Source organism: Vibrio aquaticus, from assembly GCF_003970385.1.
Taxonomy (GTDB): Bacteria; Pseudomonadota; Gammaproteobacteria; order Enterobacterales; family Vibrionaceae; genus Vibrio; species Vibrio aquaticus.
In genome coordinates this window covers 53213-78463 of sequence record NZ_RXZH01000008.1, presented here as the reverse complement: position 1 = coordinate 78463, position 25251 = coordinate 53213, and the positions used below count along the sequence as shown (strand labels likewise).

General features: G+C 45.8%; 28 protein-coding genes. 5 read left to right on the top strand and 23 right to left on the bottom strand.

The window, feature by feature from the left end; all coding sequences use genetic code 11:
- Nucleotides 1-71 precede the first annotated feature (71 nt).
- Nucleotides 72-941: a LysR family transcriptional regulator gene (locus tag EJ063_RS16285; protein WP_126575387.1), complete on the bottom strand. Its 870-nt coding sequence runs from the start codon at nucleotides 939-941 to the stop codon at nucleotides 72-74.
- A 116-nt stretch (nucleotides 942-1057) separates the two neighbouring features.
- Between EJ063_RS16285 and EJ063_RS16280 the strand changes: the two genes are divergently transcribed.
- From EJ063_RS16280 to EJ063_RS16265, 4 genes are all read left to right on the top strand, one after another.
- Complete coding sequence (locus EJ063_RS16280; protein WP_126575386.1) at nucleotides 1058-2308, top strand: MFS transporter; 1251 nt, start codon at nucleotides 1058-1060, stop codon at nucleotides 2306-2308.
- The gene (locus EJ063_RS16275) at nucleotides 2305-2868 is read left to right on the top strand and encodes a DUF1415 domain-containing protein (protein ID WP_126575385.1); all 564 of its coding nucleotides are present in this window, start codon (nucleotides 2305-2307) and stop codon (nucleotides 2866-2868) included. The genes EJ063_RS16280 and EJ063_RS16275 overlap by 4 nt, the downstream gene beginning before the upstream one ends.
- Nucleotides 2869-3045: 177 nt before the next feature.
- Nucleotides 3046-3732 (top strand): response regulator transcription factor, encoded by a 687-nt coding sequence (locus tag EJ063_RS16270; RefSeq protein ID WP_126575384.1) that lies wholly within the window; start codon nucleotides 3046-3048, stop codon nucleotides 3730-3732.
- Entirely contained in the window at nucleotides 3729-5117 is a 1389-nt protein-coding gene (locus tag EJ063_RS16265) for an ATP-binding protein (RefSeq protein ID WP_126575383.1), read from the top strand. The genes EJ063_RS16270 and EJ063_RS16265 overlap by 4 nt, the downstream gene beginning before the upstream one ends.
- 9 nt (nucleotides 5118-5126) lie before the next feature.
- On the opposite strand, the gene EJ063_RS16260 is transcribed toward EJ063_RS16265, so the two are convergent.
- From EJ063_RS16260 to EJ063_RS16195, 14 genes are read right to left on the bottom strand one after another with little or no spacing between them, the layout of a single operon-like run.
- Nucleotides 5127-5774, bottom strand: a complete 648-nt coding sequence (locus EJ063_RS16260) for an OmpA family protein (protein ID WP_126575382.1) — start codon at nucleotides 5772-5774, stop codon at nucleotides 5127-5129.
- A gap of 13 nt (nucleotides 5775-5787) precedes the next feature.
- Entirely contained in the window at nucleotides 5788-7080 is a 1293-nt protein-coding gene (locus EJ063_RS16255) for a TadE/TadG family type IV pilus assembly protein (protein ID WP_126575381.1), read from the bottom strand.
- Between the two features lies 1 nt (nucleotide 7081).
- Nucleotides 7082-7630 (bottom strand): tight adherence pilus pseudopilin TadF, encoded by a 549-nt coding sequence (gene tadF, locus EJ063_RS16250; protein ID WP_126575380.1) that lies wholly within the window; start codon nucleotides 7628-7630, stop codon nucleotides 7082-7084.
- Nucleotides 7605-8090, bottom strand: a complete 486-nt coding sequence (locus EJ063_RS16245) for a TadE/TadG family type IV pilus assembly protein (RefSeq protein ID WP_126575379.1) — start codon at nucleotides 8088-8090, stop codon at nucleotides 7605-7607. The genes tadF and EJ063_RS16245 overlap by 26 nt, the downstream gene beginning before the upstream one ends.
- A complete protein-coding gene (locus EJ063_RS16240; RefSeq protein WP_126575378.1) occupies nucleotides 8080-8859 on the bottom strand; it encodes a tetratricopeptide repeat protein in 780 nt (259 codons plus the stop codon). Before EJ063_RS16240 ends, EJ063_RS16245 begins: the two co-directional genes overlap by 11 nt.
- Nucleotides 8852-9757: a type II secretion system F family protein gene (locus EJ063_RS16235; protein ID WP_126575377.1), complete on the bottom strand. Its 906-nt coding sequence runs from the start codon at nucleotides 9755-9757 to the stop codon at nucleotides 8852-8854. The genes EJ063_RS16240 and EJ063_RS16235 overlap by 8 nt, the downstream gene beginning before the upstream one ends.
- Entirely contained in the window at nucleotides 9757-10674 is a 918-nt protein-coding gene (locus EJ063_RS16230) for a type II secretion system F family protein (RefSeq protein ID WP_126575376.1), read from the bottom strand. Before EJ063_RS16230 ends, EJ063_RS16235 begins: the two co-directional genes overlap by 1 nt.
- A gap of 9 nt (nucleotides 10675-10683) precedes the next feature.
- Nucleotides 10684-11967, bottom strand: coding sequence for a TadA family conjugal transfer-associated ATPase (locus tag EJ063_RS16225; protein ID WP_126575375.1), 1284 nt, complete (start codon nucleotides 11965-11967; stop codon nucleotides 10684-10686).
- Between the two features lie 5 nt (nucleotides 11968-11972).
- Nucleotides 11973-13202 (bottom strand): CpaE/TadZ family protein, encoded by a 1230-nt coding sequence (locus EJ063_RS16220; RefSeq protein ID WP_126575374.1) that lies wholly within the window; start codon nucleotides 13200-13202, stop codon nucleotides 11973-11975.
- A 40-nt stretch (nucleotides 13203-13242) separates the two neighbouring features.
- Nucleotides 13243-13716, bottom strand: a complete 474-nt coding sequence (locus EJ063_RS16215; RefSeq protein WP_126575373.1) for a hypothetical protein — start codon at nucleotides 13714-13716, stop codon at nucleotides 13243-13245.
- The gene (locus EJ063_RS16210; protein ID WP_126575372.1) at nucleotides 13713-15032 is read right to left on the bottom strand and encodes a type II and III secretion system protein family protein; all 1320 of its coding nucleotides are present in this window, start codon (nucleotides 15030-15032) and stop codon (nucleotides 13713-13715) included. Before EJ063_RS16210 ends, EJ063_RS16215 begins: the two co-directional genes overlap by 4 nt.
- A 9-nt stretch (nucleotides 15033-15041) precedes the next feature.
- Complete coding sequence (gene cpaB, locus EJ063_RS16205; protein WP_126575371.1) at nucleotides 15042-15830, bottom strand: Flp pilus assembly protein CpaB; 789 nt, start codon at nucleotides 15828-15830, stop codon at nucleotides 15042-15044.
- Between the two features lie 8 nt (nucleotides 15831-15838).
- A complete protein-coding gene (locus tag EJ063_RS16200) occupies nucleotides 15839-16276 on the bottom strand; it encodes an A24 family peptidase (RefSeq protein ID WP_126575370.1) in 438 nt (145 codons plus the stop codon).
- Nucleotides 16276-16497: a Flp family type IVb pilin gene (locus EJ063_RS16195; RefSeq protein ID WP_126575369.1), complete on the bottom strand. Its 222-nt coding sequence runs from the start codon at nucleotides 16495-16497 to the stop codon at nucleotides 16276-16278. Before EJ063_RS16195 ends, EJ063_RS16200 begins: the two co-directional genes overlap by 1 nt.
- A 258-nt stretch (nucleotides 16498-16755) precedes the next feature.
- On the opposite strand from EJ063_RS16195, the gene EJ063_RS16190 reads away from it, so the two are divergent.
- Complete coding sequence (locus EJ063_RS16190) at nucleotides 16756-17331, top strand: nucleoside triphosphate pyrophosphohydrolase family protein (protein WP_126575368.1); 576 nt, start codon at nucleotides 16756-16758, stop codon at nucleotides 17329-17331.
- Between the two features lie 81 nt (nucleotides 17332-17412).
- Here the strand turns inward: EJ063_RS16190 and btuD are convergent, their stop codons facing one another.
- The 8 genes from btuD to cobT form a co-directional block, all read right to left on the bottom strand.
- Nucleotides 17413-18168 carry a vitamin B12 ABC transporter ATP-binding protein BtuD gene (btuD, locus tag EJ063_RS16185; protein WP_126575367.1) on the bottom strand — a complete coding sequence of 252 codons (756 nt, stop codon included), beginning with the start codon at nucleotides 18166-18168 and terminating at the stop codon, nucleotides 17413-17415.
- Nucleotides 18155-19150, bottom strand: coding sequence for a vitamin B12 ABC transporter permease BtuC (gene btuC / locus EJ063_RS16180; RefSeq protein ID WP_126575366.1), 996 nt, complete (start codon nucleotides 19148-19150; stop codon nucleotides 18155-18157). The genes btuD and btuC overlap by 14 nt, the downstream gene beginning before the upstream one ends.
- Nucleotides 19151-19258: 108 nt before the next feature.
- Nucleotides 19259-20287 (bottom strand): succinylglutamate desuccinylase, encoded by a 1029-nt coding sequence (locus EJ063_RS16175; RefSeq protein WP_126575365.1) that lies wholly within the window; start codon nucleotides 20285-20287, stop codon nucleotides 19259-19261.
- Between the two features lie 198 nt (nucleotides 20288-20485).
- On the bottom strand, nucleotides 20486-22267 hold the full coding sequence (locus tag EJ063_RS16170; protein ID WP_126575364.1) for a M3 family oligoendopeptidase: 1782 nt from the start codon (nucleotides 22265-22267) through the stop codon (nucleotides 20486-20488).
- Between the two features lie 8 nt (nucleotides 22268-22275).
- Nucleotides 22276-22899: a histidine phosphatase family protein gene (locus tag EJ063_RS16165; RefSeq protein WP_126575363.1), complete on the bottom strand. Its 624-nt coding sequence runs from the start codon at nucleotides 22897-22899 to the stop codon at nucleotides 22276-22278.
- A 3-nt stretch (nucleotides 22900-22902) separates the two neighbouring features.
- A complete protein-coding gene (gene cobU / locus EJ063_RS16160; protein WP_126575362.1) occupies nucleotides 22903-23445 on the bottom strand; it encodes a bifunctional adenosylcobinamide kinase/adenosylcobinamide-phosphate guanylyltransferase in 543 nt (180 codons plus the stop codon).
- Entirely contained in the window at nucleotides 23442-24218 is a 777-nt protein-coding gene (locus EJ063_RS16155; RefSeq protein ID WP_126575361.1) for an adenosylcobinamide-GDP ribazoletransferase, read from the bottom strand. Before EJ063_RS16155 ends, cobU begins: the two co-directional genes overlap by 4 nt.
- The gene (cobT, locus tag EJ063_RS16150) at nucleotides 24218-25249 is read right to left on the bottom strand and encodes a nicotinate-nucleotide--dimethylbenzimidazole phosphoribosyltransferase (RefSeq protein WP_126575360.1); all 1032 of its coding nucleotides are present in this window, start codon (nucleotides 25247-25249) and stop codon (nucleotides 24218-24220) included. The genes EJ063_RS16155 and cobT overlap by 1 nt, the downstream gene beginning before the upstream one ends.
- Nucleotides 25250-25251 lie beyond the last annotated feature (2 nt).

Here is a 25251-nt window from a genome sequence, read left to right as displayed (position 1 = left end):
ATTCCAAATTACTGTAATTGTTTAAAAAGTGCGATAGAGATTAAGCAAAGTGTGATATTTGCATTCCCTAGTCACACGTATTGCTTAACAAAATCGATAAAGGTTTTGTCGGCAATAGAAAGATAACCGTCCTTGCGCCACGCCAGTGCGAGATCCAGCTTTACCTTGGGCTCAAAAGAAATGCCAACCACGTCTTTCTCATGTTGAGTAACTAGCTCTAGTAACGCGGTGATGGCAAACTCATGTTTGACGATGCTTAAGATCATTGGCAATAAATTGGTTTCAAAAGAAAACAGCATCTCTTTGTCACACTGTTTGGCTTTGTGTTCAATAAAATCGCGATGGAAATAACCAGATTTAAACATCACTAACTCATGTTCGAAGAACTCATCAAACGTGACGGATGGTTGAGCGGCAAACTCATGCTCTTTCGAGACCACAGCCACCATTTCTGACGTGAGCAACTGGTCGGTTTCGAGATCATCTGGAACGTTATGATCGTTAATAACACCGATATCGAGTTCGCCATCAAGCAGCATTTGCCGGATTGAGCGTGTGCCGGCATCGATTAACGTCAACTTAAGGTGTGGGTAGCGACTCTTGAATGCCATCAAGATCTCAGGGAAGAAATACGAACCCATCATACTCGGAGCGCCTAAACGAACTTCGCCTTTTTCTAGCCCTTTTAACTCATTCATCGCTAATTGAGCGTCTTGCAATTGTTGTAATACTCGCTTGGCATGATCATAAAGCACCACACCTTCATCCGTGAGCGAGACCTGACGTTCTTCTCTGCGAAACAACTCAACCCCTAAACTTTGCTCAAGCTTTTTGATCGAGACACTCAGCGCAGGTTGAGCAATATGTAACGCTTTAGCTGCCTTGGTAAAATGCTGATGTTCGGCAACCGCCACAAAATGTTTAAGATGCTTAGATTCCACGTCGTCACCATTAGATCAAAAATGTATCAGGTCGATATTTTTAATATATTTTATATATCAATAGCAGGCTGATACTTTGCTCACATCTTCGTTGTTCCGTGGCTTGCTTATTCCTTATGATTGAACTCAACACCCCAAATTATCGCCGTGTCACTTTTAGCCTAGCGCTAGGCTCGTTCCTGGTGTTTTGTAACCTTTACTTATTCCAGCCGATGCTCCCTTACATGGCGGATTATTTCTCGGTTAGCGAAACGCAAGTGAACTGGATTTTCGCCGCTTCGACTCTTGGTCTATCGATTTCGTTAGTCCCATGGGCCGTCGCTTCTGAGTCATTTGGTCGAAGAAATGTGATGATTTTTGGGCTACTGGCGATGCCGTTTATCGGTTTGATCATGCTGTTTAGTCAATCGTTGCTTATGCTTGTGATCGCGAGAGCATTAATGGGACTAGCTCTGGCGGCGTTTGCTTCGGTTGCAGTCGCTTACATGGTGGAAGAGCTTTCTGAGAGCGCCTTTAGCCAAGCGATTGGCGGTTATATTGCTGCTAACTCATTAGGCGGAATTACCGGGCGTATTGTAGGTGGCACCATTACTGGATCGTTTGGTTGGCAAGAAGCAGTCATCACTATGGCTATTGTCTCTTTGCTTGGCGCTATACTGGTTGCTTATTTATTGCCAAAGCAGACTCGTTTCACCCCGCAAAGAGGCATGCTTCGTCAACACAATCGAGCCTTAATCAAACACCTGTCAAACCGTGCCCTTTGGTTCGCTATGCTGATTGGTGGGGTTAATTTCGCTCTGTTTGTTAATCTCTATTCAGTGATGAGCTTTAGACTGGTTGCCGAACCTCATTATCTGCCAATTGGTGTCGTCTCTTTAATCTTCCTTTGCTATTTAGCTGGCACGTTGAGTTCTAAGCTCACAGCCACTTGGACGAAACGAAAAACTACCCTTTCTGGCATCGTCACTGGCACCATCATCAGCATGCTGGGAATGTTTGTCGCTTATGTCGAGGAGATCCCTTTTATGATGCTTGGCTTGTTACTGATTAGCTTCGGAGCGTTCTTCTCTCACACCTTGGCCTATGCATGGGTCAGCCGTAAGGCCACCCACGCTAAAGCCACGGCAACAGCTTTATATCTGATGCATTACTATGTTGGCGGCAGTATCGGTGGATTCTTCTTGATTTACTGCTGGCAGCATGGCGGTTGGGAATACGTAATGGCCGGAGGAACACTTCTTTACGTGCTGATCTTTATGCTGTGTCGCCTATTAGCCCCGCATGAACGTTCAACGTATCAAGTCACCGAGCAAGGTCGAGCAGATTCTGTTATTCTTGCGAAAAATTCTAATTTGGAAGCAAAATGACCACCCAAAGCTCAACACAAGTCGAAGTCGTGACCAAAGCCGTAGACCAATGGCTCAATGATGTCGTGATTGGCCTTAACCTGTGTCCATTCGCAGCAAAGCCGCAGCGCAATAAGCAGATTAAGATCTTTGTCAGTGAAGCAACGAAAGAAGAAACCCTTCTTGAAGATATCTTAACGCAGCTTTTGGAGCTTGAATCGACAGAGCCAGAGCAACTTGAAACTACGCTGGTTGCGGTTCCAAATATGTTGGAAGATTTTTACGACTACAACCTGTTTATTGATTGGGTTGAAGCTTTGATCCGTCAGCAAGAGTGGGATGGCATTTTCCAGCTTGCCACCTTCCACCCTGATTACTGTTTTGGCGGAGCAGAGCCAGAAGACGCAGAAAACTTAACCAACCGTTCTCCGTATCCGGTTTTCCATTTGATTCGTGAAGAGAGCATGGAAAAGGTACTCAAGCACTACCCGAACCCAGAAGCAATTCCTGATACCAATATCGCCCGAGTAGAAGGTTTGAGCGCACAAGAAAAGGCCAAGCTGTTCCCATACTTGATTTAGATATTCGAGCTTATTTTGACCAAAGCCACCCACTGCGGTGGCTTTTTCATTTCCCCCACACAAAACATCACATCGGATTCGGCTTAACTTGACCGCTAGACCTGTGAAGTCATTGGTGAAACATCGCTTCAATGGTATCGTAAGCCATTCAATAATATGCGTATGTGAGGCCTTGTTATGCAGGTTGTTTTGGTCGAAGACAATGAAATTTTAAACCACCACCTTTCTTCTCAATTGAAAGACCGAAATCATACCGTGTATGCGGATAAAACCGCGTCAGCTTGTTTGCAAACCATTCAAAAGCAGCCAAATGCTGATGTAATGATTATTGACCTCGGCCTCCCTGATTTTGACGGCATTACCTTGATTAAACAGATCCGCCGCAAAGAGATTAATGTCCCTATTCTGATCCTCACTGCGCGCGGTGACTGGCAAGACAAAGTCGAAGGGCTCAATGCCGGTGCCGACGATTACCTGACAAAACCTTTCCAGTTTGAGGAGTTATCGGCTCGACTAGAAGCATTAGTAAGGCGTTATCAAGGTTTTGCCTCATCGCAAATCAAAGTCGAAGACCTTACTCTCGACACTCAGGCCAATAGCATTGCATTTCACGGTAACCTGCTCGAGTTAACGGCGCTCGAGTATCAGATCTTTCAATATCTTATTCGTCACCACCAACAAGTTGTCTCTAAGGAGCAAATTGCCAACTCCCTTTACGATTCGGGCGAAGAAGTGAACCATAACAACATTGAAGTGATCATCTCTCGCCTACGTAAAAAGCTCTCTGCCTACAGCGATGAAAAGATCATTGCGACCATTCGCGGCCAAGGCTATCGCATTATTCAACAAGGAAGCGCATCGTGAAACGTTTAGTCTCGACCAGTTTTAGACGCCGAGTTCTTGCCTTCTCTTTGGTTAGCGGGATATTTTTTGTACTTTGCGCCGGTATCCTGTTTTACCATATTGAACGAGCGAAACTGGTCAAAGGCTACTCGGTCGAGTTAACAAGCCATTTGCCCTCTGTGATCAATGAACTAAACACCTCAAAGCAATTACCTCCGATTGAAAAATGGCCGGAGGTTTATGGTACCGACTCAGAGGAGTTTGCCATGGTCATCTGTGACGACAACGACAATGAGCTTTGGCGTTCCATGACTGAGCCGCGTCGTCTCGAAATGCGCAAGAAAGGAATATACATTCCTCACATTGACAACTATTGCACCGACCCCTTGCTCTCTAAACAAAAGAACACGGTTGAACTTATTCAAACACTTAGAGGTTCTGCATTCATCACTCATGTCATTGCACTTGAAGCTACCGAATACAATCCATCAGGTCGCATCATCGTATTTAGGCGCATGAACCACAAAATCGATTCACTGCATGAACTCAAGATGCAAGTCACCATCGCGACCGTATTGGCTTCATTACTGATTTCATTGCTGATCCATACGATCTACCGTTGGGGTTTCCGCCCATTACAAACACTAGAACATGAATTAAAACTGGTTAGAGCGGGCAAAAGTGATAGGCTCGAAGCGGTTTATCCTGAAGACCTTGCCCCACTCACTAATGCACTCAACGAAATGCTCTTTCAACAAAAAGAAAACGAACAACGTTACCGCCGAGCGCTAAACGATCTCGCCCATAGTTTAAAAACCCGAGTGGCCGTTTCTCAGGCGCTATTAAGCGACATTGAACAAGGCAAAATCGATGCGATTAACCAGCAACTGCTTGAAATGGATGACGTTATCCAAGGGCAGCTAAAACGCGCTTCTTACGGCGTAAAAGGCATAACCGAGAACTCGACGTTGATTAAGCCTATCTTGAATAGCTTAACCATGATGTTTGATAAGGTGTATATCGATAAAAAGCTTCAAGTCGAAATGTTTATTTCTAACGGTCAAACCCTGCCGATGAGCAAATCTGACATTATGGAGATATTCGGTAACGTGCTTGAAAACACCTATCGCTTCGCTGAGTCACGCATCGACATTTTCGTAAACAACGGCGAAGAAGGCTTAGTGATTACCATCAACAATGATGGTCCACCTATTGAGCCATCGATTCGTGAATCACTGTTCCAGCGAGGGGTAAGAGCGGACCAACAAAACCCAGGAACAGGGTTAGGCTTGGCTTTGTGTGATGAGATCATTCACAGTTACAAAGGGGCAATTTGGTTCGAAGACCCAGCAGACCCATCCATGGGTGTGAGCCTTAAGATGATGCTTCCTTACCGTTCAAGCTAACCGTATCAGTTAGCTTTTCGGGAGTAACTCCACTTCTACACGGCGGTTGAGGTGGCGACCTTGTGCAGAGTCATTACTTTTGAGCGGGTGTGACTCGCCTTCTGAGCCGGCTTTAGCGTCCTGATCTAAGTACGTTTTTACTGTATCCGCACGTTTCATTCCCAATTTAAGGTTGTACGCCTCTTCGCCCTTGGAATCCGTATGACCTAACACCTTTAACTGGCTTTCGCCTTGCTCGATGCGTGCTTTCACTTGAGAGAGTAAATAGCGCGATTGAGCGTTGAGGTTACTCTTATCGAAATCAAACAAAACTTGGGCTGTAAGCTCTTGCTGCCACTGCTCGTTTTCATCAACAACCGCATGACTTAACAAGTATTGAGCGCAATTTGATTCAACCCCTACCTTCTCTAGCTCTTTTTTGACGCTATCGAACCGGGTTTGATCATCGGTTTTGGCTGTGATTTGCATAAATGGCCCTTGGTGATACATCACGCGCTGGCTCTCACCGACCAAGACCTGTTCTTGGTACTCGTTGCTCCCTTGATGGCAGTAATAGTAAAGCGCTTCGTTTACATCACTTGTAGCCGTGTTCGCCATCACCAGTGAGCTCATAGGCAGTGCCGCTAGCAGCACCCACTTTAATTTTTGATTGTTCATGTTTTCTACTCTATTAATTCGCCAAGTGCCCGACTTCTTCGGTGATCAATGACAAGATCTGATTGAGAATGTCGTCTTTATTCTCTGCTTTGTATACGTTGTCTTTCCCCACGCAATTGCGCAGACCGACGTTAGCGTTTAGTTCATAATCAAAGCCAATTACCGCCATACGTGCAGACATTTGTTCACCATCAGGGGTTTTCATCCCTGTACTTGTTCCCATTCCATCAACCGTCATTGGTCCACCATTCACAAGGTTGCGAATGTTGCTACACATACCTAGGTTCACTAGCTTCTCGGTTTGACCTGAATAATGGTTGAAGTCTTCACCGTCTGACAAAATGATGATCAGCTGTTTAGGGTTCTTGGCAAGTTGCTGCACGATTTGCCCAGCTCGAATGATGCCTTGCAGTGACGCTGTACCGCCGGACGCTTTAAAACTGCGGACTTGATTCATAAAGCTGTTTAGATTGGTCGTGAAGTAGAGATCCTTAAACACCGCCAAGTCATCTTCATTCGGTATGCGTTTCGCCCGCCCTTTCACTACAAACTGATTATTGATGGTTTCTTGCGGATAGAAGATGTCATCTTTATCCCAAGAATCATCATCAGTATCTAACTTGGTGATGCGTTGATCGCGTATTAGTAGCTTGTCATTGTCACCAAGGTTCATGGTTCGACGGTTAAAGCCCGTCATCGCCACACGGTGTGGGTGTTCTGGGTATAGATCGTTATAGATCCCCAACTCTGTGGTCACATCATCAATAATGTCTTTTAGATCTTCGATTTTCTTCTTTTTGCCACCACTCCACTTATCGTTCATAGAACCTGAGAAATCGACAATGAAGGTAATGTCTACCGGCTGGCTCTGATAGCGTCTCGCTTTCGAAGAACCGGTGACACCAAACTCATCACCGAAACCGGCGATGACTTCATTCCCCGGAAACCAAGAGCGATGGCTTGTACGTCCAGCGACTTGGTATTCAAAGTAACGAGCTTCACCCTCTTCAGTTCCTGCGACGCAATCCGGCAACTCATCACAAGAGAGCTTTTTGACTTCAATTGAGGTAATCGCATCGACATCGTAGAGGTAATGATTGATGTAGTCCTTGGCAAGCTGGTGATCTTCCTCATCTTTGGCAGACACCGCGAGCACGGCTGCTTCGGCTGCTTCTTCCAACCTTGCTTTGGTTTGCAGGGCACGAGCACCATCAGATCCAAGCATAAATATGCCAAACAGTGCGGGAATGATGATGGCGAACAGCATGGCTGCGTGACCGGACTGCTTTCTCATTGAACGTTTCATGTTATCTCCCAATCACGACAGAATCAGACATGACGTGGGTAAATTCCGTCCCCAAAATGTCACCAATCCAGTTGTCGGTTTCGTAGCACAATGTCACGCGATAAAGCGGCATTTCTCGACCTCGGTTACTCACTACCGTTAAATGCTCTAACTTGTCTATCGACTCACCGACATGACAACTCACACTGCCACGGCTAAGTGCAATCACAGGATTCGGCTCACCAACCGATTTAAAACTCAGCTCTTCCACTAGCAGACCGTATTTGCTTTCATCAAACGCACCAAAGGTTCGTTTTAAAGAGTTCACCGCCAGCTGATTCACGTCATTCACTTCCTTGGCATCCAACTCGTATTCAGCACCATAAAGTTGAGTACGCTCTTTCACTACGTTAACCAGTGAGTAAGAAAGCCTGTCCAACTTTCCCTTTACTGAAAGCTTGATAATGACGTCCCCACTGAACGCCAATAGCACACTAAAGAACACACCAACAATGGCAAACTCGATACTGAAAGTGCCGCGTTGCTTAGACTTCAAATTGCGAACGTTCATATTCTTGCACCACGATCATTTCACGGCTCATTAAGTCTTGAGTCGTAAAGAAGTAACTAAAAATAGGCTTGAAGCGATAATTGATTCGATAAATAGCTAACGCTGCATGGTCGGGATTGCCACACTCAGCACTCTCATCGACGTCGACTTTGCTGCATATCTCGTCCACATTAACTAAGTCTTTGATGCTTTCGACATACTGAATGGTGACTTGAAAATCATCACCATCCACAACTTGGTTCCAAATGCTGTCTTCTCTGTGCAGAACCTCATGAACCGCATCCATATAGTTATCCGAACCTTTCTTGGCGGTTCGAGTAATTTCAGAGATCGCTAAATCGTTAATCGCTGAGATATAAGAGATGTAACTCATCTCAACCCAAGCCATGCACATCAACCAAAAGGCAAAAAAACCTATCGCAAATTCAATACTGGCCACGCCTTTCTGCTTAGCTCGCATTGGCAGCTCCAGAGTGTTGAACGTTGTTAATGCTCAATGCACGGCTCTCTGGCGAATACGGCTTATGTTCGCGTAATGACTGATAGATTTTTTGGATCTGATGCTTGCTGTAACGATCGCTCAATACCGACTCTACAAACGGGTATTGGCCCAGCTTTGCCATGCTCAGGGTTAAGTTCGCCATCATCTGATCATTAACTTGACCACGTTTGTACAGGGGCAATAGACGCTTGGCCGCTGATTCATACTCTTCTTGTGCGATATCCAACACCGCAAGGTTATTGGTGATGGTTGCTTCATCGTAAAAGTGCTTACGAGCGCGTTCAAAGTAGCTTTTCGCCAAGTCGTATTGGTAGCTGTAACCATAGAAAGTGCCGAGTAAGTTCTCAGCTTCCGCATTGTCAGAATCTTTCGCTAACACCTTTTTCGCACTACTGATGGCCGCTGGATACTGCCCCATTTCGCCGTAAGCTTTCGACTGAATCAGGTGGCTTTCTGCACTAGCCGATTTCTCTTTCGTGACTGGCATGATGTAGAACAGCGCAGACTCAGCATCACCCATCGCTAAGTAGCTTGCTGACAGCTTTTCTCGGACCTCAGCGGAGTCATGATCTTTCAGCTGACCTTTGTAGAGTTCAGTTAACGCAACGTGATTATTGGTTTGGTTGTAAATGGCCTCTTTCGATTCGTCTTTTTGCCAACTTGATTGAGTTGAACTGCAAGCCGTTAGAATAAGAGTAAGAGAAACAACAATCGCTTTATTAAACATTGAGCATTAACCTCATCACGCCAGGTGCGGCGATTACGAAAACAATCGGGATTAAGATGAATACGATCAATGGGATCGACATCTTAGCGGCTAACTTCCCTATCTCTTCTTCCAGTTCCAGCATCTGCACTTCACGGATGTCTCCGGCTAATGTCGTTAACATGCTGTAGATTGATGAGCCGTGTTGAATACTTTGGCTCAGTGTCATCACAAAACTGCGCATCTCTGATGACGGCACTTTTTGGTATAACTCTTCTAATGCCTTTTCCATACCAATGATGCGCGCACGCTGGTTGGTCTTATCTAGCATTTCAGCCAGCTCTTTATTGAAGCCTTGAATCTCTATTGCTAGGTATTTCATTGACGCTTCTATCGTCATACCGGTTTGAACACAGATCGCCATCAAATCAATTAGGTACGGCATCTGTTTTGAGATTCTTCTTTGGCGAGCCTTAGCCATAGAATCTAAAATAATGTCTGGCCCTGCGATGGCTAACATTGCCCACGCGCCAGCTGCCGCGATCCAGTGATTGGTTTTACCATCAAAGAAGTAAAACGCCCCACCAATCGCCAGCTCCCCTAGCACCAAAGCGCCGTATTTGATCGGCATAAACAGGTGCGAATAGCGGGTATTCTTAAAGCCTGCGTTCGAAAATCGGACTGCAACTTCATCTTCCGATGTCGACAAGATCGACGTCACGGGTTGCAGCCAGCTCGACAGTTCCGCTTTGGTCGCTTTTTTGCTCGCCACAAACTGATTGTGTTTTGCTAATGCGGCAATGCGGCGTCTGTGCTGAATTTTCACAATCAACCAGTAGACAATGATGAACAGCCCAAAAGCTATTCCGCTCCATGCTAAAAACAGTTCCAGATCAGTCGAGCTATAATGGTCACTCATTACTTCACCTTCTTCATTAACATCCAAATGATGAACATGCCTATCGCTTCGCTGCTCACCATGTAATAAAGGATTGGTCTTCCTTCAGGGTGGAACATGACAAATTCAAAGTTTTCTGGGCTCAAAAACTGCAGTATGAACAAGAAGAAAAATGGCGTTGCGCCGACTATCTTGGCCGAGATACGTGCTTCCGAGGTCAGCGCGTATTTCTTTCTTTCTACCGCTCTCGCCTCGAACATTTGTCTATTTAAACGAGACATCACTTCTTTTAGCTGACCACCGCGTTGCATGTTGGCTCGTAAAGTAATCACAAAGAAATGAAACGATGGGTACGGAAATCGACGACACGATTTACGAAACACTTCATCAATCGGTTCGCCTAAGTTGAGGCGTTCGCTCATCAACTTAAACTCTTTACCCACTTCCCCTTCCAATTTCTGGCCGACATACGTGATACCTCGGCCGATACTCTCACCAGCGCTCAGGGAACTGGCTAGCATGTTCAACGCATCAGGGAATGTTTCTTCAAAATGTTTTCGCTCTCGCTTTTGTAAGAAGAGATAGCCCCACGTCCATGCTGCTATCACCGCGAAAGGCAACACCTCCCAAAAGGGCAACCGAATCATCGACGTGTTAATCACACTCGCAGCGACAATCGCTAACACGGTGAATAGCACAATTTTCAATGTTGCCATATTGCCTAATTGACGCTGCAAGTTATCCCAACGTAGAAGCAATTTTTGTCTTAGGTTTCTGTCTGACAAGCTTGCGATGTTGAACGCTTGCTGACTGAAAGTAACCTTGTTGTGGTGTCCGGCTTTCGTTTGTTCTAGATAATCATTCGCTGCGTTATTGCGCTCTGGAAGCAACGCGGCAAACACCAACGCCACGCCACCGATGATAATTAACCAATACATAAGCACTCACTAGATATTCATGGTCATCGCTTCGATAACCTGACTGAGCTGCTGCTCAACCCCAAAGAAACGCGCTTTCTCAAACAGCGCCGAACGAGCCATAACCCCTGAAGTGGTGTACTCGCCTTGAATACGGCCGTCATCGCCACTTTGAGCAGCTTTGAACGCAAACAGCTCTTCAAGCACCACGTTCTCCCCTTCGATCCCGACCACTTCAGTAATGCTCATGATCTTTCTTGAGCCATCGTGTAAGCGGCTAACTTGAACGACTAAGTCCACGGCACTCACAATTGAGCGGCGAATCGCCTCTAGGGGTAAGTTGTTGGTTGCCATCATCACCATCGACTCGACACGGGCTAACGCATCGCGAGGCGTATTGGCGTGCAGCGTTGACATCGAGCCATCATGGCCAGTGTTCATAGCCTGAAGCATTTCGAAAGCTTCGCCACCACGACACTCACCGACAATGATTCTGTCTGGTCGCATACGCAGAGAGTTGATCACCAAATCTCTCGAAGTGATCGCCCCCGTTCCTTCTACGCCTTTGTTGCGCGTTTCCATACGAACCACATGAGGCTGCTGCAGCCTAAGTTCAGCCGTATCTTCGATGGTGACAATGCGTTCGCCATTTGAAATATGTTGCGACAAGGCATTAAGCAACGTCGTTTTACCTGAACCTGTACCGCCAGAAACCAAAATATTTAGGCGACAACGAGCTGCAATTTGCAGAATAGCGGCCATTTCCATACTTAATGAACCGTATTCAACCAGGTGTTCGAAGCCGATACTTTGCTGACGAAACTTACGAATCGAGATTGAAGTTCCGTCTAAGGTAATCGGTGGAATCACAATGTTCACACGGCTACCATCTTCCAATCTTGCATCACACGTTGGCGATGATTCATCAACACGGCGTCCAACTCGGCTCGCAATGCGCTTCGCAATATCCAGCAGCTGTTGCTCATCAATAAATCGAACCGGCGCTTGTTCAACTAAACCATTGCGCTCGATGTAGACTTGTTTCGGGCCATTGATCATGATGTCTGTGATCGAATCATCATCCATCAAGATTTGCAGTGGCCCTAAACCGACCAATTCATGCGTTAGGCTTGTCACATATTCAGACTTTGCCAGTGAAGAGACTGGCAGCTGTTCGCGACTCACGAGCATATCGACCGCATTCGCTAACTGAGCTTCTAGCTCTTGTCGTGAAAGGCTCTCAACAACACTGGCGTCTAACGCATCAAAGATTTGTCGGCGCAGAGTAAGGTAAACTTGTTGTGACTGTTCCATCTCGCTTACCCCTTACGAGCCAAAAGGCTACGCAGTGTAAATCCTTTTTGAGGCTCAACTTTGTCACCCACTAGAAGCGCCACTAAGTTTTGCAGTCCACGTTTCATTTCTGAGCGCGTGTCGCTGATCAATTCGCCTTGAAGTAGATATTGGTTAGCTTTGAAATCGAATACCAATTGCGCATCGGCTTTACGGCCGAAGTATTTCTCTACATCCGCTTCGTTGATCGATGCGGCGTTGTCTGGTCGAGAACGGTTCATTACCGTCAACATTTTCAATTCTGGGTAACGCAGTTCAATCTCTGCACTAATGCGGTTCAATTCGCGAAGTGACGAAACCGTCGCGTCAAACACCAAAACTAGAACGTTGATGCCTTCGATAGCGCGTTCAAACTCTTCATTGGTTGTTGCAGTATGCGAGTAATCTTCAACGATAAAGGTGTTGTTCTGGATGACCTGTTTTTTCAGCGCTTGCGTGTATTGGTGTAACTCTTGGCGACTGAATTCGTCAGACTCAACAGCCAGAATCGACAAATGTTTTTCGATGTTCTGTACCAAGCTCAATGCGATATCGCTATCAATACCTGACACCAAAGTGCCTTTTTGTACGCTGCGTTTATTGAAACGTTTTAGGCCAAGCATCACGTCAATGTTGCTGCCCGTATAGGTGTGATCAATCAGTAGCGTGCTTGCGTTATGATGTTTCGCTAAAGAGCGAGAGACTTCACAAGCCACCAGCGATGTACCTACACCGCCTTTTACGCCCATAAACGCAATTTGCTTCGCTTTGCGGTTTCGACCAACACCTTGCTTCTGTTCGTGGTTGCGAGCGACGTTGCGGTAGAAGTCCATCACTTCTGCTTCGTTTGCAGGCCAGAACAGGTAGTACAAACCTTGTTCTTTCAGAGCACGTATTGTCGAGATCGCATCTTCGTTACCAATGATGATGACCGAAAGATGAGTCGGTAAACTATGAACCAACTGCTTTGCATCTTCAGCGACATTGCTGCTTTGGTTTAGCTCAATAAACACCACTTCGACATCGGGGTGTACTTCTAGCTTATCGTAGCTTTTTGCTTCGTTAGTAAAGCTTATTGGCTCTTCAAATCCTTCAAAGCGAAATGCTTTTTGAACCAATGCGTTACATAGTTGAGATTGATAAAACAGTGCACAGTGGCTCGATTTTGTTGTTTTCTTTGTTTCTGTGCGACTTAACTTATCGACTAAATCAAACATGATAATGCCTCAGTTGACGTTAATTACAGTGCGTTTGCGATTACATTGCGTTATGTGGATTCACCATGGACTGCCATCGGTTGACATCAGTTGTGCATCCTAATGAGCCATAGCCATATCGGCCCACTTGCTCTTGGTGACAAACTTCCAGCTTGGTTTGGTTTATCGTTGCTGATAGTCGAAATTCAAATCTCGCATTGTGGCTTTGCACTTGATGTTCAATGCGACTCGTTGAAATACCAAGTGATTCCAGTTGTTGTTTCGCACTTGAATACAGGACTTCACCGTGTTTGCCTTTGGTTGAAATCACCCATTTGGCGTTATGCGCAAGCTGAGGGTATTTCGCAACAAACTGATCAACTCGCGCTGAGACTGTTTTCGTCTCAACGGTGTTTAGCTCAAACTGGTAAGTTGTTGGCACGACTTCAATATGAGTGCCTCTCGACTCAGCGATATGGTCGGCGCACCCAGCAAGTGTTGTGGCTAAAGCGATAACTGCAATTACTGATTTCATTGGCTAAATCCCCCAGCAGATAACACTTCGTCTGCCCATTTCTGTTGTGATTGCTCATAGTTACTGTCTAAAGCAAAAAAGCGTTGCAATGTGCTCGTTTTCTTCATGCTTGGTAGCTGAATCTGGTTTGCCTTGATTGGCTGAACTAGGTTCACCGTAGCCACAATCACAAGTTCGGTTTTCTTACGCTCAGTGCCCGTATGACGGAACAAGCTTCCTAGGATTGGAATATCTCCAATGAACGGAATGCGAGTTAAAGACTCTCGTTCTTCACTATTGAGCAACCCACCAAGTACAAAACTTTGGCCATCACCTAATTCAACGGTGGTTTGCGCTCTGCGTGTGTGCAGCGCTGGCATGTCATAAGCGTCCGTGGTGTATTGCTTGTCTAACGAGCTCACTTCTGGAGTCAGTGCAAGCTTGATTTTGTCGTCACGCAGCACCTTTGCCATCATGTCTAAGCGAACACCAAACTCTTTGTATTCAACGCTTGAGCCGTTATTGCTGGTCGTCACAACCGGTAATTCACCGCCAACTAAGAAGCTCGCCTTTTCACCTGAGATTACCGATAGATTTGGCTCTGCTAACACTTGGCCAACTGTATCGCCACCAACGGCTGAAATAACCGAGACAATGTCGCTCGCGCTAAAGTTGGTCAGCTGATCCACGAAGATCCCGGCATCACCGCCGCTACCCATTTTGACGCCAAACTCCTGCATGAATGAGTGAGACACTTCAGCAATGGTCAGCTTCACATTCACTTGCTTGGTCGCACTCACTTCAATGTTGTTCACCACCCCTGGGTAGTTCAGCTTATCCATAAAGCTGATATTGATGTCTTCGTCATCAGCATCAGGCATATCAAACCCAGTAACAGATGACTTAATACCTAGCAGTTCACCCACTAGTTGATAGATGTTGTCTTTTTCTTGCTCGGTGCTTACCTCACCGCTCAGAACAACTTTGTCACTAATACCTGAAACTGAAATATTCACGTTCGGGTATTGCACTGCAATTTGCTGCTCGATAGCGCGGTAACTTTTGTTGACGATTAACGCTCGGTTAAGCATTTCTGCGCCATCGGTGTTAAATACAATGAGCGACGCTTCACCAATATTCTTACCAAACACCACGACTTTATGCTTATCGATAACTTGGTAATCAGCGACGTTTTTACCTGAAATAAAGACTGACGCGATGTCTCCTTTCACCGAGAACGTTTTAGCCTCACCCTGGCTCAAGTTGACCGTGCTCTTCGCCCAAGCAGAAAAAGGAATAAGGCAGACTAGCAATAGACTTGTTATTGTTTTTTTCATGTTCAACCTTTACTCAAAACGAAACTCGCGAATACCTTCGCTACTACTGTTCACAGGGATAATGTCTGACGAGTCGGCTTGAAGATCATCTGCGTATTCTTCACCCATTGAGTGGTGAACAGCGATTTCAGCAATACGTCTTGCGACAGTTAACTTAGCGAGTTGTTGGTTGGTCACTTGCAAAACCAAAGTCACTTCAGTGGCTGTTTTGCTTGTTAATGCACTGACCGATTTTTCTTTCGACACCATGTCTAATACCGGGATTTGCGCGAGCAATGGCGTCATCGAAAGATGTTGAATATCCGATACTGTTTCTTGTGTTGATAGATTTTGTTTTGGTGCGGATAACACCGAAATATCAACACAATCCCCAACACTGATAGTGCCACCTAACACATCTTCACTTGGAACCGTCACGTTATAAGGAACGAATCCAGGTTTAAGAACCGTTTGTAGGTAATCATTGTCACCCGGTGACGTCAGCACTGATTCAGTGACGATTTCACCCATTGTTAAATCACGAACGGCGAAAAATGACTTCTCCCAATCAAGAGCGGCGTCCTCATCAATCCCAACTAATGCGGCTTTCGCTTGCGGTAGATGTTCAATCATTAGATCCGTTCGCGTTACTTTTTCCCCTTTCGCCAGTTCATGCTTTAAGCGCCAAACCTTGTACGATACTTCTGCAGTAACCGGCAGTTCCGGTTTCGTTGGCTGCTTGGGTGTGGCATTAGTCACCCCATAAAGCCCAATAGATATAGCGACAAACGCTAAACCAAGAATGATTTTTGAATTCATTGATTAACCTACAACGATGCAGCTATACCTAATAAGCTTCCTAAACAAATGGGTAATCCATACGGCACCCCTTTAGTTACCCACTGCGCATTTCCAGTCACTCGACTTAAAATCCATTGGGTTATAGCTAAGGTTCCACCTGCAATTAAAATGAGACACACGGTCAGTAGAAAATAGTGAGGCGATATCATCAGGCTGAAACTTGCCAAGAGTTTGCTGTCTCCGGCTGCCATAATGTTGAACTTAAACAAGAGAGCGCCAACCACTAACACCACGATGGGTAAATAAAGCTGCGTGTATCGACCATAAAAAAAGACAAAAAAAACACCCAGCAGAGCGATAATTGTCACCACTCCATTGGGTATTTTTCTTTGTCTTACGTCCTGATAACTGGCTATCAAAGCCATGGCGGCTAACGCAACTAGCCACCACAGATTTAAGTTCACTAGCCTGAAATTGCTGGCGTAGAGTTAGCTTTACCGATGTTAGAAGAGATTGTTGCTACTGCGTCGTTTAGTGCTTTGAATAGAGCATCATTAAACACAGCAAGGACAACGGCTGACATACATACACCAAGGATTGCGTATTCGATTGCTGTTACGCCGCGCTCGTCGTTTTTAAATGATTCGATGAATAGTTGAGTTTTTACAAATGCTTTAGTTAACATCTTTGTTTCCTGTTGATTAATGGACTGTGTTGTTTACGGGAGAGATATTAAAAATTGTTGCATTTGCTAACAATAGAAATGCCAACCTCCTCACATTTCCATGACAATAGCGTAGGCTCCATTCAGCTTCGATTCAGTTTCGGGGCAATTTAGTTCAGTTTTCCCACTCTCAACTCAAGAATCACTTTTCCTGGATAGCGAGAGCAGAGCCACTTTGGTAGTATGTCGCCCACACAATGACATCCGGATAGATTGGATATGCACCTATCAAAACTGACTACTGAACTTTTTAATCACCTTTACCGTGATATTTCTGAATTCCGCAGCACCTTTGACTTGCCAGTGGCTTCACCAGAAAGCCTAGATGACAAAGCAGATACGCTTCATACATCCCTTGCGATTGAAGAACTGACTGAATTAGCAGAAGCCGACTGCAAAACAGAGCAGGCCGATGCCATTGTAGACAGTGTGTATGTTTTGATGGGACGCCTAGTACACCTAGGCCACGACAAGATTGAAGACAACTTAGCAATCAACTACCTGATCGATTTGCTGCTTAACGTTGCGGTAAACCGTGGTATTGAGTTTGTACCATGTTGGGATGAAGTACACTCAAGCAACATGAGCAAAGTATGTCGCACTGAAAAAGAGTACGCGGAAACTGAAGCGCACTATGCAGAGCAAGGCATTAATCTAATGGCTGTGCAGAAAGGCGATTACATCATCGCAAAATGTGCAGAAGACTTTGTTGCTGAAGGTAAGACAATTCGCCAAGGTAAAGTGCTTAAGTCGGTTTACTACCGCCCAGCAGATTTAGCGCCTCTAACTAAATAGAGCACCAGATATTAAAAACGCCACCTATCAAACTATTAGTTCATTAGGTGGCGTTTTTATTTGTAATGAGCTAATAAAAAACTAATCAAATAGAAGGACTGCTCGGTCATTAACGACTTGTTTCAATACCTTGGTGTTAAAGACTCGAGACAACAATTCCGCCGACAACACATCATCCACCTCCCCTACGGCTTGCAATACGCCCTGCTCTAACAATAAGGCTATATCCGCATATTTAAGGGTTCGGTTTAAATCGTGGTTAGACATGATCACGGTAATGCCCATCTGAGCCACTCTGCGAATAAGTCCATACAGCAAGGTTTCTTGGCCAATGTCTAACGGCGCAGCTGGTTCATCAAGTACAAGTAATTTGGCGTAAGGGTTAAGTGTTGGCCACACTTGCAAACAAATCGCACATAAACGCACTCGTTGCCACTCACCACCCGATAAATGATGGATCGAACGATGCAGTTTATCGCTTATCTGCAATAACTGAGCAAGCTCATTCACCACTGACTCAAGTTCTGGAGAATAAGCATCAACATGGGCAGGAAGAGAGAGAGCCAGGTATTGGACAACTTCTAGATTAAACGCAGGTCGGTCACTTTGCGCTAAGAAAGCTCGGTTAGCCGCCAGTGTCTCATTGGACGCAGACTTAATGTTTAAGTCACCGAGAACCGCTTCACCATCAAACGAAAGTAAACCTGAAATCGCAGATAACAGCGTACTTTTACCACTACCATTTGGGCCGATAACATGCAGAACTTCACCCTGCTTCACATCAAATGAGAGAGGTAAAAGGCGAGACCCTACCGAGAGGCTGTTAACGTGAATCATGATTTCTCACCAACATCCAAATAAAGATTGGCGCGCCAATAGAAGTTGTCACAACGCCCAATGGCAGCTCTGCGGAGTCCAATGCGGTTCTTGCTACAAGATCCGCAAACACCACTAAGCCGGCGCCAGCAATCGCAGAAAGAGGAATCAAAAAACGGTTTTCACTGCCAAGTGCGAGCCTAAGTAAGTGCGGCACTACTAAGCCAACAAAACCAATCACACCACCTAATGCGACTGCGCCACCGACTAATAGGGAAACCGCCCCAATCAGCTTCCAACGTACTTCGTTAATGTCGACACCAAGTTGTTTCGCATGTTGTTCCCCCATCATCAGTTTATCGAGCACTCGGCCTTTCAAGCATAACCAAAGTACAACAGGTAATAGGATTAACGTTAACGTATGGTGATACCAACTGGCGGCACCAATGCTACCCATCAACCAATACATTAACTGACGAAGGCTCAAGTCATCGCTGAAGTAAAACGCCCACGTCACGACAGCGCCCGACAAGATGCCCAATGCCACGCCAACAAGCAATAACTTGGTCGTAGTAAGGCGCATCGCTTTCGCTATTGAGACCAACAGTAGAGTAAAAGCCAACGCGCCCACTACCGCAGCAATCATAAAGCCAATCGGCGTAGCAAAGGCTGGCATAAAGAACATCACCAGTACCATCATTACGCTGGCACCGCCTGATATACCAAGTACACCCGGCTCTGCGAGCACATTGCCTAACAGCACTTGTAACACAGCACCAGAAACGGCGAGCGAAGCCCCAACGGCTATTGCGGCAAGTAAACGAGGCAATCTTAACTGAAGGATCAACTGTTCTTGCAAAGGAGACAATGCTTGGAACGGCGAAATGAACACTTCACCAACAAGAAGGTAGATGACGCTAAAAACAACAAGGAGTATCGAAACGAGACAACCGAAACGTGTCCACCTTTGTTGTCTGCGATTAAGTAGCTGAGTAAATTCCATGTCTTGACTAGGTTGCCAAACTTCTCTGCAAAAAATAAAGGCTTAACAATACCGTTAAGCCTTTAAAATAGAAAGTCTAATCGTGGGTTAACTCACCCCTGAGCAGACTTAGTCGTACACGATTTGGTCATGTTCGTAACGAATCTTGACTGGACACACCATTAGCGCGGCTCGTTGGCCAATTGCAACGTGACGATTCGGGAACACAATCGCTTCGCCTTCATTTTTCGCCATCAACGGTTTATCACCATCGTGACCAAACACTTCGCCATGTTTAAATGCCGTGAAGTTTTCTACGCTATCATCAAAGATAAAGTCAAAGTCATCATGTAAGCGAACTATGGTGCGACTGACGCGATACATAACCGGCTGACGTGGAAGATGCTCCGCTTCACTTTCACTGATCAAATCACGAAGAGCGAGATCAAACGCGACCAGTTTATCCAGTTCATTTTCACCAATTTTCGCCACACGGCCTAGTTCTACTGTTAGCGCTTGCGCACCATAGTTTTCGGCGCTGTACCAACTGAATGTACTCGATGGCGCATTAGAGAACATTACCGCCTCTAAGTGCGCACTTGCAACAAAGTCCATCAGCGCTTGGCTACGCACAGGGTGTCTGACCTTAGGGCTGACGACAAACGAATAGTGTTTAGAGAGTCGAATCGCACAGTGAAGGTCGAGGTGCCAACGTTGCTCTTGCGGCGTGTCAGCAAAGAAATCGGTCACGACTCGCTTTAGATTATTGGCAATGTCGAGCTCTTTTGATGGCTCATACTCTTTATCATCAAACAGTCGGTTTAGATTCATCTCAATAAACCGAGTGTGCGCATTGGTTGCTTCAGGGTGCGCGTTAATGAAAAGCAGACGGTGTTTAATCTGTTGGAAGCCAGTCTGAATATCTGTGATGATTTTATCCGTGATCTCCATTGGAGAAGTCTCATCACCATGGATGCCACAAGAGATAATGATGTGTTTGCTTTCTGGCGAGAGTTCTTTTGGAATCACTTCCAGAACACCTCGTTGATGAAGCTTAAATATCGTACCACCCGCCACAGTCACTTCGTTGGCAGGCATTTCTTGTTCTAAGTCTAAGCTGTCAAAAAGAAAAGATTGGCGAAAGAGGTTTTTCGTCATGCGCTACTCCTTTATTGCACAGCGGGTATGTTAAAGAATTGTTCATCGAAATTATGTAGGGGCGATCCCACTTATGGACACAAATGTTGTGCTTCATCGTAATTTATTAAATTGCCGTCGCCTAACCTAGATTAAAGTAAAGCTGTACACACTGGCCGAGCTTGAGCCCGGCCGTATATAGTACCATGTTTTCAATGGTTATTTTTGATCTAGCAACGCTTCGAATTCATCAATTTTCGCTTTTACACGATCAATGCTTTGTTGCCAGAAATCCGCTTTTGAGAGATCCATGCTTAGGTGCTTCTCAACCACCTCTTCTGCCATCATAGAGCCTGTATCACGAAGTAAGTTTACATAGTCTGCGTAGAATGCCTCGCGCTTACTTTCACGCTGCGCATAAACACCAATACTGAACAGGTAACCAAATAGATATGGGTAGTTGTAGAAGCTGACTTCAGAAATTGAGAAATGAAGCTTACTCGCCCAGAAGTATGGATCAGACTCAGACATTGAATCGCCATACCATTCTTGCCATGTTTCGCTCATCAAATCGCACAGCTGATCTGGTGTCAGCTCGCCATTAGCTCTTTGCTCGTAAAAGCGTTTCTCGAACTCAAAACGTACTGGGATGTTGATCATCAGAGCGTAACAGCTTGAAAGCTCTTCCCACAGCATCTCAAGTTTCTCTTCACGGCTAGATACGTGCTCAAGCAGGTAATCACGAACAATGTTTTCCGCAAAAATAGACGCCGTTTCCGCCAAGGTCATTGGGTAGCGAGTTTGGCACAATGGCATGTCACGCATTACCCAGTTATGGAAAGCATGTCCAATTTCATGAGCCAGCGTCAATAAATCAGAGCGACTGCCACCCCAAGTCATAAATACCAGTGGCGTACGAGTTGCAGCGAACTTAGTGCAGTAGGCGCCTAGTCGGCGGTTCTCTGTTGGTTCAGCATCAATCCAACCGTTCTCCACCATGCGAGTCACAAAGTTTGCCATTTCTGGCTCAACTTGGTTAAACGCCGCGAAGATGATGTCGATCGCTTCATCAAACTCGTACACTTTCGGCTCTGCGTCCGTCAGGCTTGGCATACCCGCTAAATGGTTCCAAGGCTTCATTTCTGATAAGCCGTGTACTCGCGCCATCAAACGTCCCGCTTTCTGCCCAACGTCTCTATTTGCTTTGGCTGTCGACATCATCGCTTCTAGTGTTGAGGCTTGAATTCGGCTTTGATGCAAACTTGGGTCTAGGAACTCAACATCGGTGATTTTTGAGCGCTTTTGGTATTCAGTGAGGCGCCAACCTGCTAAAGCATTCAAAATCGAAGAAAACGACTCTTGATTGTCTTTCATCGCTTGTTGAATGCCACGCCATGCCGGTTCTTGAGCATCAAAGTCTGTACCATAAAGCGTACTTGCTGCTTGCGAGAAGCCGATGGTTTCATCATTAACGTGAACTTGAAGTGAGCCAGTAATGTTGTCGTATAAACGGCCCCACGCATCACGGCCATCGACTTGCATCGCGGTTAGCAATTGCTCTTCTGCCACTGACAATTTGGTGTCAGCCACTTTACGATCGCATTCAATTAAAAATGCTTGGCCATTTACGTCACCACTTTCATGCTCAAGCACATCTTTAATAAAACTTTCTGCCGCGTGAGTTAAGGCATGTTCGTAAGGCGCAAAGGCTTGAGAAAGCTCCGAGTGCAACTTGGCAACACGGCCAATAAGTGCTTTTGCCGTTCCGTTTGTTGCATCGATAGAGGCGTGACACGTAGCGAATGTATTCAGCGTTGCAAGCAGTTTCCCCGCCGCTTCGCTGGTTTGAATGGCATTTTGCATCACCGTTACTGCGTTGCAATTATCGACATGCAACACCAGCACTTCGATGCACTGTTGGATAAGGCCAATATCTTGTTCGATCTTAGGATCATCAAGTTGTTGGTATGCGATTGATAAATTCCAGCTTGGTGCAGTCATTCTCGTTCCTATCCGTTTAAAGGTTTTCCAATCATACAAACACGCTCATAGTGCTTATCAGCAAGTGTGATTTGTATGTGAGTTAATGATTGATGAGCAATGTGCAGCGTCGAATAGATTTTCGGGTTAGCAATATCTAGCTGCAACACTTTCGCTAATATCATCCGTATGGTGCCACCATGACAGACGATCAATGTATCTTGTTGTAGTGCTTGGACAAATTCGTCCCAAGCATTCGAAATTCTTGTATAGAACTGAGCCAATGGCTCCGCATTAGGTAGAGTGTTAGTCATTGGGTCTTGCCAGAATGCTTCTAACTTAGGCCACTGTTCGGTCGCGCTTTCAAAGGGAACACCATCGAGGCCGCCAAAGTGGGTTTCTTTCCAACGTTCAGCAACGACCAGACTCAATTGAGGGTTCTCTTGAGCGATTAACCGAGCCAATGTCTGACAACGCTGAAGTGGCGAACTTTCTATGGCGCTAAATGCAATCTGTTCTGCCTGAACAGCTCGTTGGATTCCATGCTGCGTTTCATCGGCGACTAACACATCGGTATGACCATAGAGTGCCGGATCTCCAACGGTTTTTCCGTGACGAAGTAGGTAAACATTGAATGTCTTTACATCCTCCACGGACTACCCCTCTTGCTCTAACTTAAGCATCAACGGTAAACCAGCAGTAACTAGAACGACTTCATTAGCGACCTTGGCTATCGCTTGGTTCATCCAGCCGGCATGGTCGACAAACAACCGCGAGACTTCGCCTAATGGGACCACCCCTAGACCGACTTCATTAGAAACCAGTACGATATCAGCTTGAGTTTTACTTAACGCTTGAACCAACGCCTCGACTGAGCTTTTGATCTTGGTCTCTTCAAGGGTGTCCCCTTCATTATAGATAACGTTGTTCAGCCAAAGGGTTAAGCAGTCGACCAACGCCACATCTTGCGTACTAAATTGAGATAGAAGATCTGTCAACGCGGTTGGGCATTCATGCTCTTGCCAGCCATCACCACGAGATTGCTGATGATGAGCAACTCTCGCTTTCATCTCGTCATCAAAGGCAATGGCTGTCGCGACATAATGCTTGGCTTTAGCCTCAGCCAGTTGGTGAACTTGTTGCTCTGCGTATCGAGATTTACCCGATCGCGCTCCTCCTAAAACAAAGTGAATCGTCATAACGTGTTAAACACCCAAGCGATAGAGATAAGGTAAATGAGAAGCTCAGATAACTGCTGCGCTGCGCCCAAGCAATCTCCCGTAAAGCCGCCCAGTCTGGCTAATAACCAACGTTTAAATATCACTCTAAAAACGACCATCGCGCCAATGAGTAACACAACGAGTTGAGGGGCGAGCAACAAACAAGGTAGAAGCCCAGTCAAAACCAGTAACAATAGCTCTTTCTTCGATTGTCTTTGCGCTAAGGGCTTGCTTTTACTGGTATCAATGTCGCTGACGTAAGGCATATCATAGATAAGTGATGCAGCTACAGCTCTTGAAAGGGAATAAGCAACGACCACCATTGTGACAACTTGATCAAGGCGTACAAGCTCAGCCAAAAGTAGGTATTTGCCAAGCAGCGCCATGATCAAAGCACTGGCACCATAAGTACCAATACGGCTGTCTTTCATTATGGTTAAGCGGCGGTCAATCGTCATACCGCCACCAATACCATCGGCCATATCGGTCAAACCATCTTCGTGAAAAGCGCCAGTCAGCATTAAGCTAAACACCATCATGAGCACAATCGCAATCGAGCTTGGCAGTACACACAGAGCGAGATAAAGAACCAAGGCACACAAAGCGCCCAATAACAAACCAACAAGAGCAAAGTAACGCCCAGCTTGGTTCATCCGCTCTTCGCTGTAAGGTATAGATGCCGGAACCGGAATACGTGAAAAGAAGCCCAATGCAAGTATGAATAGCTGATATTGATGTTTAGCCACTTGCATCAATCGACCACCACACCGGCTTCTTCAAAACTCGCCATATTGTTGTAAAACTCGGCCGCAGCTCGAATCAAAGGCATGGCTAGCACAGCACCTGTACCCTCACCCAAACGTAATGAGAGGTCGAGTAATGGTTCTGCATCCAATTCTTGTAGCAGATATTGGTGTCCAGTTTCATGTGATTGGTGCGCAAAGATCATTACATCGCGACACGCAGGATTGATAAGTGCCGCTACGTAAGCCGCCGCAGTCACGATAAACCCGTCCACCAGCACCGGTGTTTTGTTTTCTGCTGCTGCAAGGAAACCACCCACCATTTGCACAATTTCAAATCCACCGACTTGAGCCAACGTTTCTGTTACTGACAATCCGTAGCACCTTGATACGCCTTGCTCTACCAGTTGAACTTTTTTAGCCCACTGCTCATCGCTAATACCTGTACCACGGCCAACGCAATCTGCGGGCTTACGCTTAGACAGCGCACTTAAAATAGCTGCAGCGCTACTGGTATTGCCAATGCCCATTTCACCAAACATGATAAGGTTACAGCCATCATGAATAATCGATGAAACTAACGACTTACCAAGCTTTAAGCCCTCTTCAACTTGCTGCTCAGTCATTGCTGCTTGATTCGCAAAATTCTCCGTGCGATCACCTAAACGCTGAACAACAAAGTCATCATGAGCTTGTTCAACAGGAAGCAAAATACCGGTATCTACAACCTTAAGCGCGACATCGTTGACTCGACAAAAACAGTTAATCGCCGCGCCACCCGCAAGAAAGTTCAGTACCATCTGCTGAGTAACTGCACTTGGGGCAATACTCACCCCTTCGTCTGCGATGCCATGATCACCAGCAAACACCACTACCGTAGGTTTATTGACTTTAACTTTAGTGACAACGTCACCCAGCTGTTCACTTTGAATCATCGCCAGTTGATGAGCAACCGTTTCAAGCTGACCTAATGCGCCTACTGGTTTGGTTTTTTGATTAATACGATGCCAAATTGCATCAGAGAAGATTTGATTAGACATAA

What these genes read in the sequence shown, in the direction of transcription:
- EJ063_RS16210 (WP_126575372.1), bottom strand. Translation starts at nt 15,032, where the DNA reads ATGAAAAAAACAATAACAAGTCTATTGCTAGTCTGCCTTATTCCTTTT.
- EJ063_RS16245 (WP_126575379.1), bottom strand. Translation starts at nt 8,090, where the DNA reads ATGCGAGCTAAGCAGAAAGGCGTGGCCAGTATTGAATTTGCGATAGGT.
- EJ063_RS16260 (WP_126575382.1), bottom strand. Translation starts at nt 5,774, where the DNA reads ATGAACAATCAAAAATTAAAGTGGGTGCTGCTAGCGGCACTGCCTATG.
- EJ063_RS16190 (WP_126575368.1), top strand. Translation starts at nt 16,756, where the DNA reads ATGCACCTATCAAAACTGACTACTGAACTTTTTAATCACCTTTACCGT.
- tadF (WP_126575380.1), bottom strand. Translation starts at nt 7,630, where the DNA reads ATGAACGTTCGCAATTTGAAGTCTAAGCAACGCGGCACTTTCAGTATC.
- EJ063_RS16280 (WP_126575386.1), top strand. Translation starts at nt 1,058, where the DNA reads ATGATTGAACTCAACACCCCAAATTATCGCCGTGTCACTTTTAGCCTA.
- EJ063_RS16175 (WP_126575365.1), bottom strand. Translation starts at nt 20,287, where the DNA reads ATGACGAAAAACCTCTTTCGCCAATCTTTTCTTTTTGACAGCTTAGAC.
- EJ063_RS16235 (WP_126575377.1), bottom strand. Translation starts at nt 9,757, where the DNA reads ATGAGTGACCATTATAGCTCGACTGATCTGGAACTGTTTTTAGCATGG.
- EJ063_RS16215 (WP_126575373.1), bottom strand. Translation starts at nt 13,716, where the DNA reads ATGAAATCAGTAATTGCAGTTATCGCTTTAGCCACAACACTTGCTGGG.
- EJ063_RS16230 (WP_126575376.1), bottom strand. Translation starts at nt 10,674, where the DNA reads ATGTATTGGTTAATTATCATCGGTGGCGTGGCGTTGGTGTTTGCCGCG.
- cobU (WP_126575362.1), bottom strand. Translation starts at nt 23,445, where the DNA reads ATGACGATTCACTTTGTTTTAGGAGGAGCGCGATCGGGTAAATCTCGA.
- EJ063_RS16155 (WP_126575361.1), bottom strand. Translation starts at nt 24,218, where the DNA reads ATGCAAGTGGCTAAACATCAATATCAGCTATTCATACTTGCATTGGGC.
- btuC (WP_126575366.1), bottom strand. Translation starts at nt 19,150, where the DNA reads ATGGAATTTACTCAGCTACTTAATCGCAGACAACAAAGGTGGACACGT.
- cobT (WP_126575360.1), bottom strand. Translation starts at nt 25,249, where the DNA reads ATGTCTAATCAAATCTTCTCTGATGCAATTTGGCATCGTATTAATCAA.
- cpaB (WP_126575371.1), bottom strand. Translation starts at nt 15,830, where the DNA reads ATGAATTCAAAAATCATTCTTGGTTTAGCGTTTGTCGCTATATCTATT.
- EJ063_RS16225 (WP_126575375.1), bottom strand. Translation starts at nt 11,967, where the DNA reads ATGGAACAGTCACAACAAGTTTACCTTACTCTGCGCCGACAAATCTTT.
- EJ063_RS16195 (WP_126575369.1), bottom strand. Translation starts at nt 16,497, where the DNA reads ATGTTAACTAAAGCATTTGTAAAAACTCAACTATTCATCGAATCATTT.
- EJ063_RS16240 (WP_126575378.1), bottom strand. Translation starts at nt 8,859, where the DNA reads ATGTTTAATAAAGCGATTGTTGTTTCTCTTACTCTTATTCTAACGGCT.
- EJ063_RS16255 (WP_126575381.1), bottom strand. Translation starts at nt 7,080, where the DNA reads ATGAAACGTTCAATGAGAAAGCAGTCCGGTCACGCAGCCATGCTGTTC.
- EJ063_RS16170 (WP_126575364.1), bottom strand. Translation starts at nt 22,267, where the DNA reads ATGACTGCACCAAGCTGGAATTTATCAATCGCATACCAACAACTTGAT.
- btuD (WP_126575367.1), bottom strand. Translation starts at nt 18,168, where the DNA reads ATGATTCACGTTAACAGCCTCTCGGTAGGGTCTCGCCTTTTACCTCTC.
- EJ063_RS16220 (WP_126575374.1), bottom strand. Translation starts at nt 13,202, where the DNA reads ATGTTTGATTTAGTCGATAAGTTAAGTCGCACAGAAACAAAGAAAACA.
- EJ063_RS16275 (WP_126575385.1), top strand. Translation starts at nt 2,305, where the DNA reads ATGACCACCCAAAGCTCAACACAAGTCGAAGTCGTGACCAAAGCCGTA.
- EJ063_RS16270 (WP_126575384.1), top strand. Translation starts at nt 3,046, where the DNA reads ATGCAGGTTGTTTTGGTCGAAGACAATGAAATTTTAAACCACCACCTT.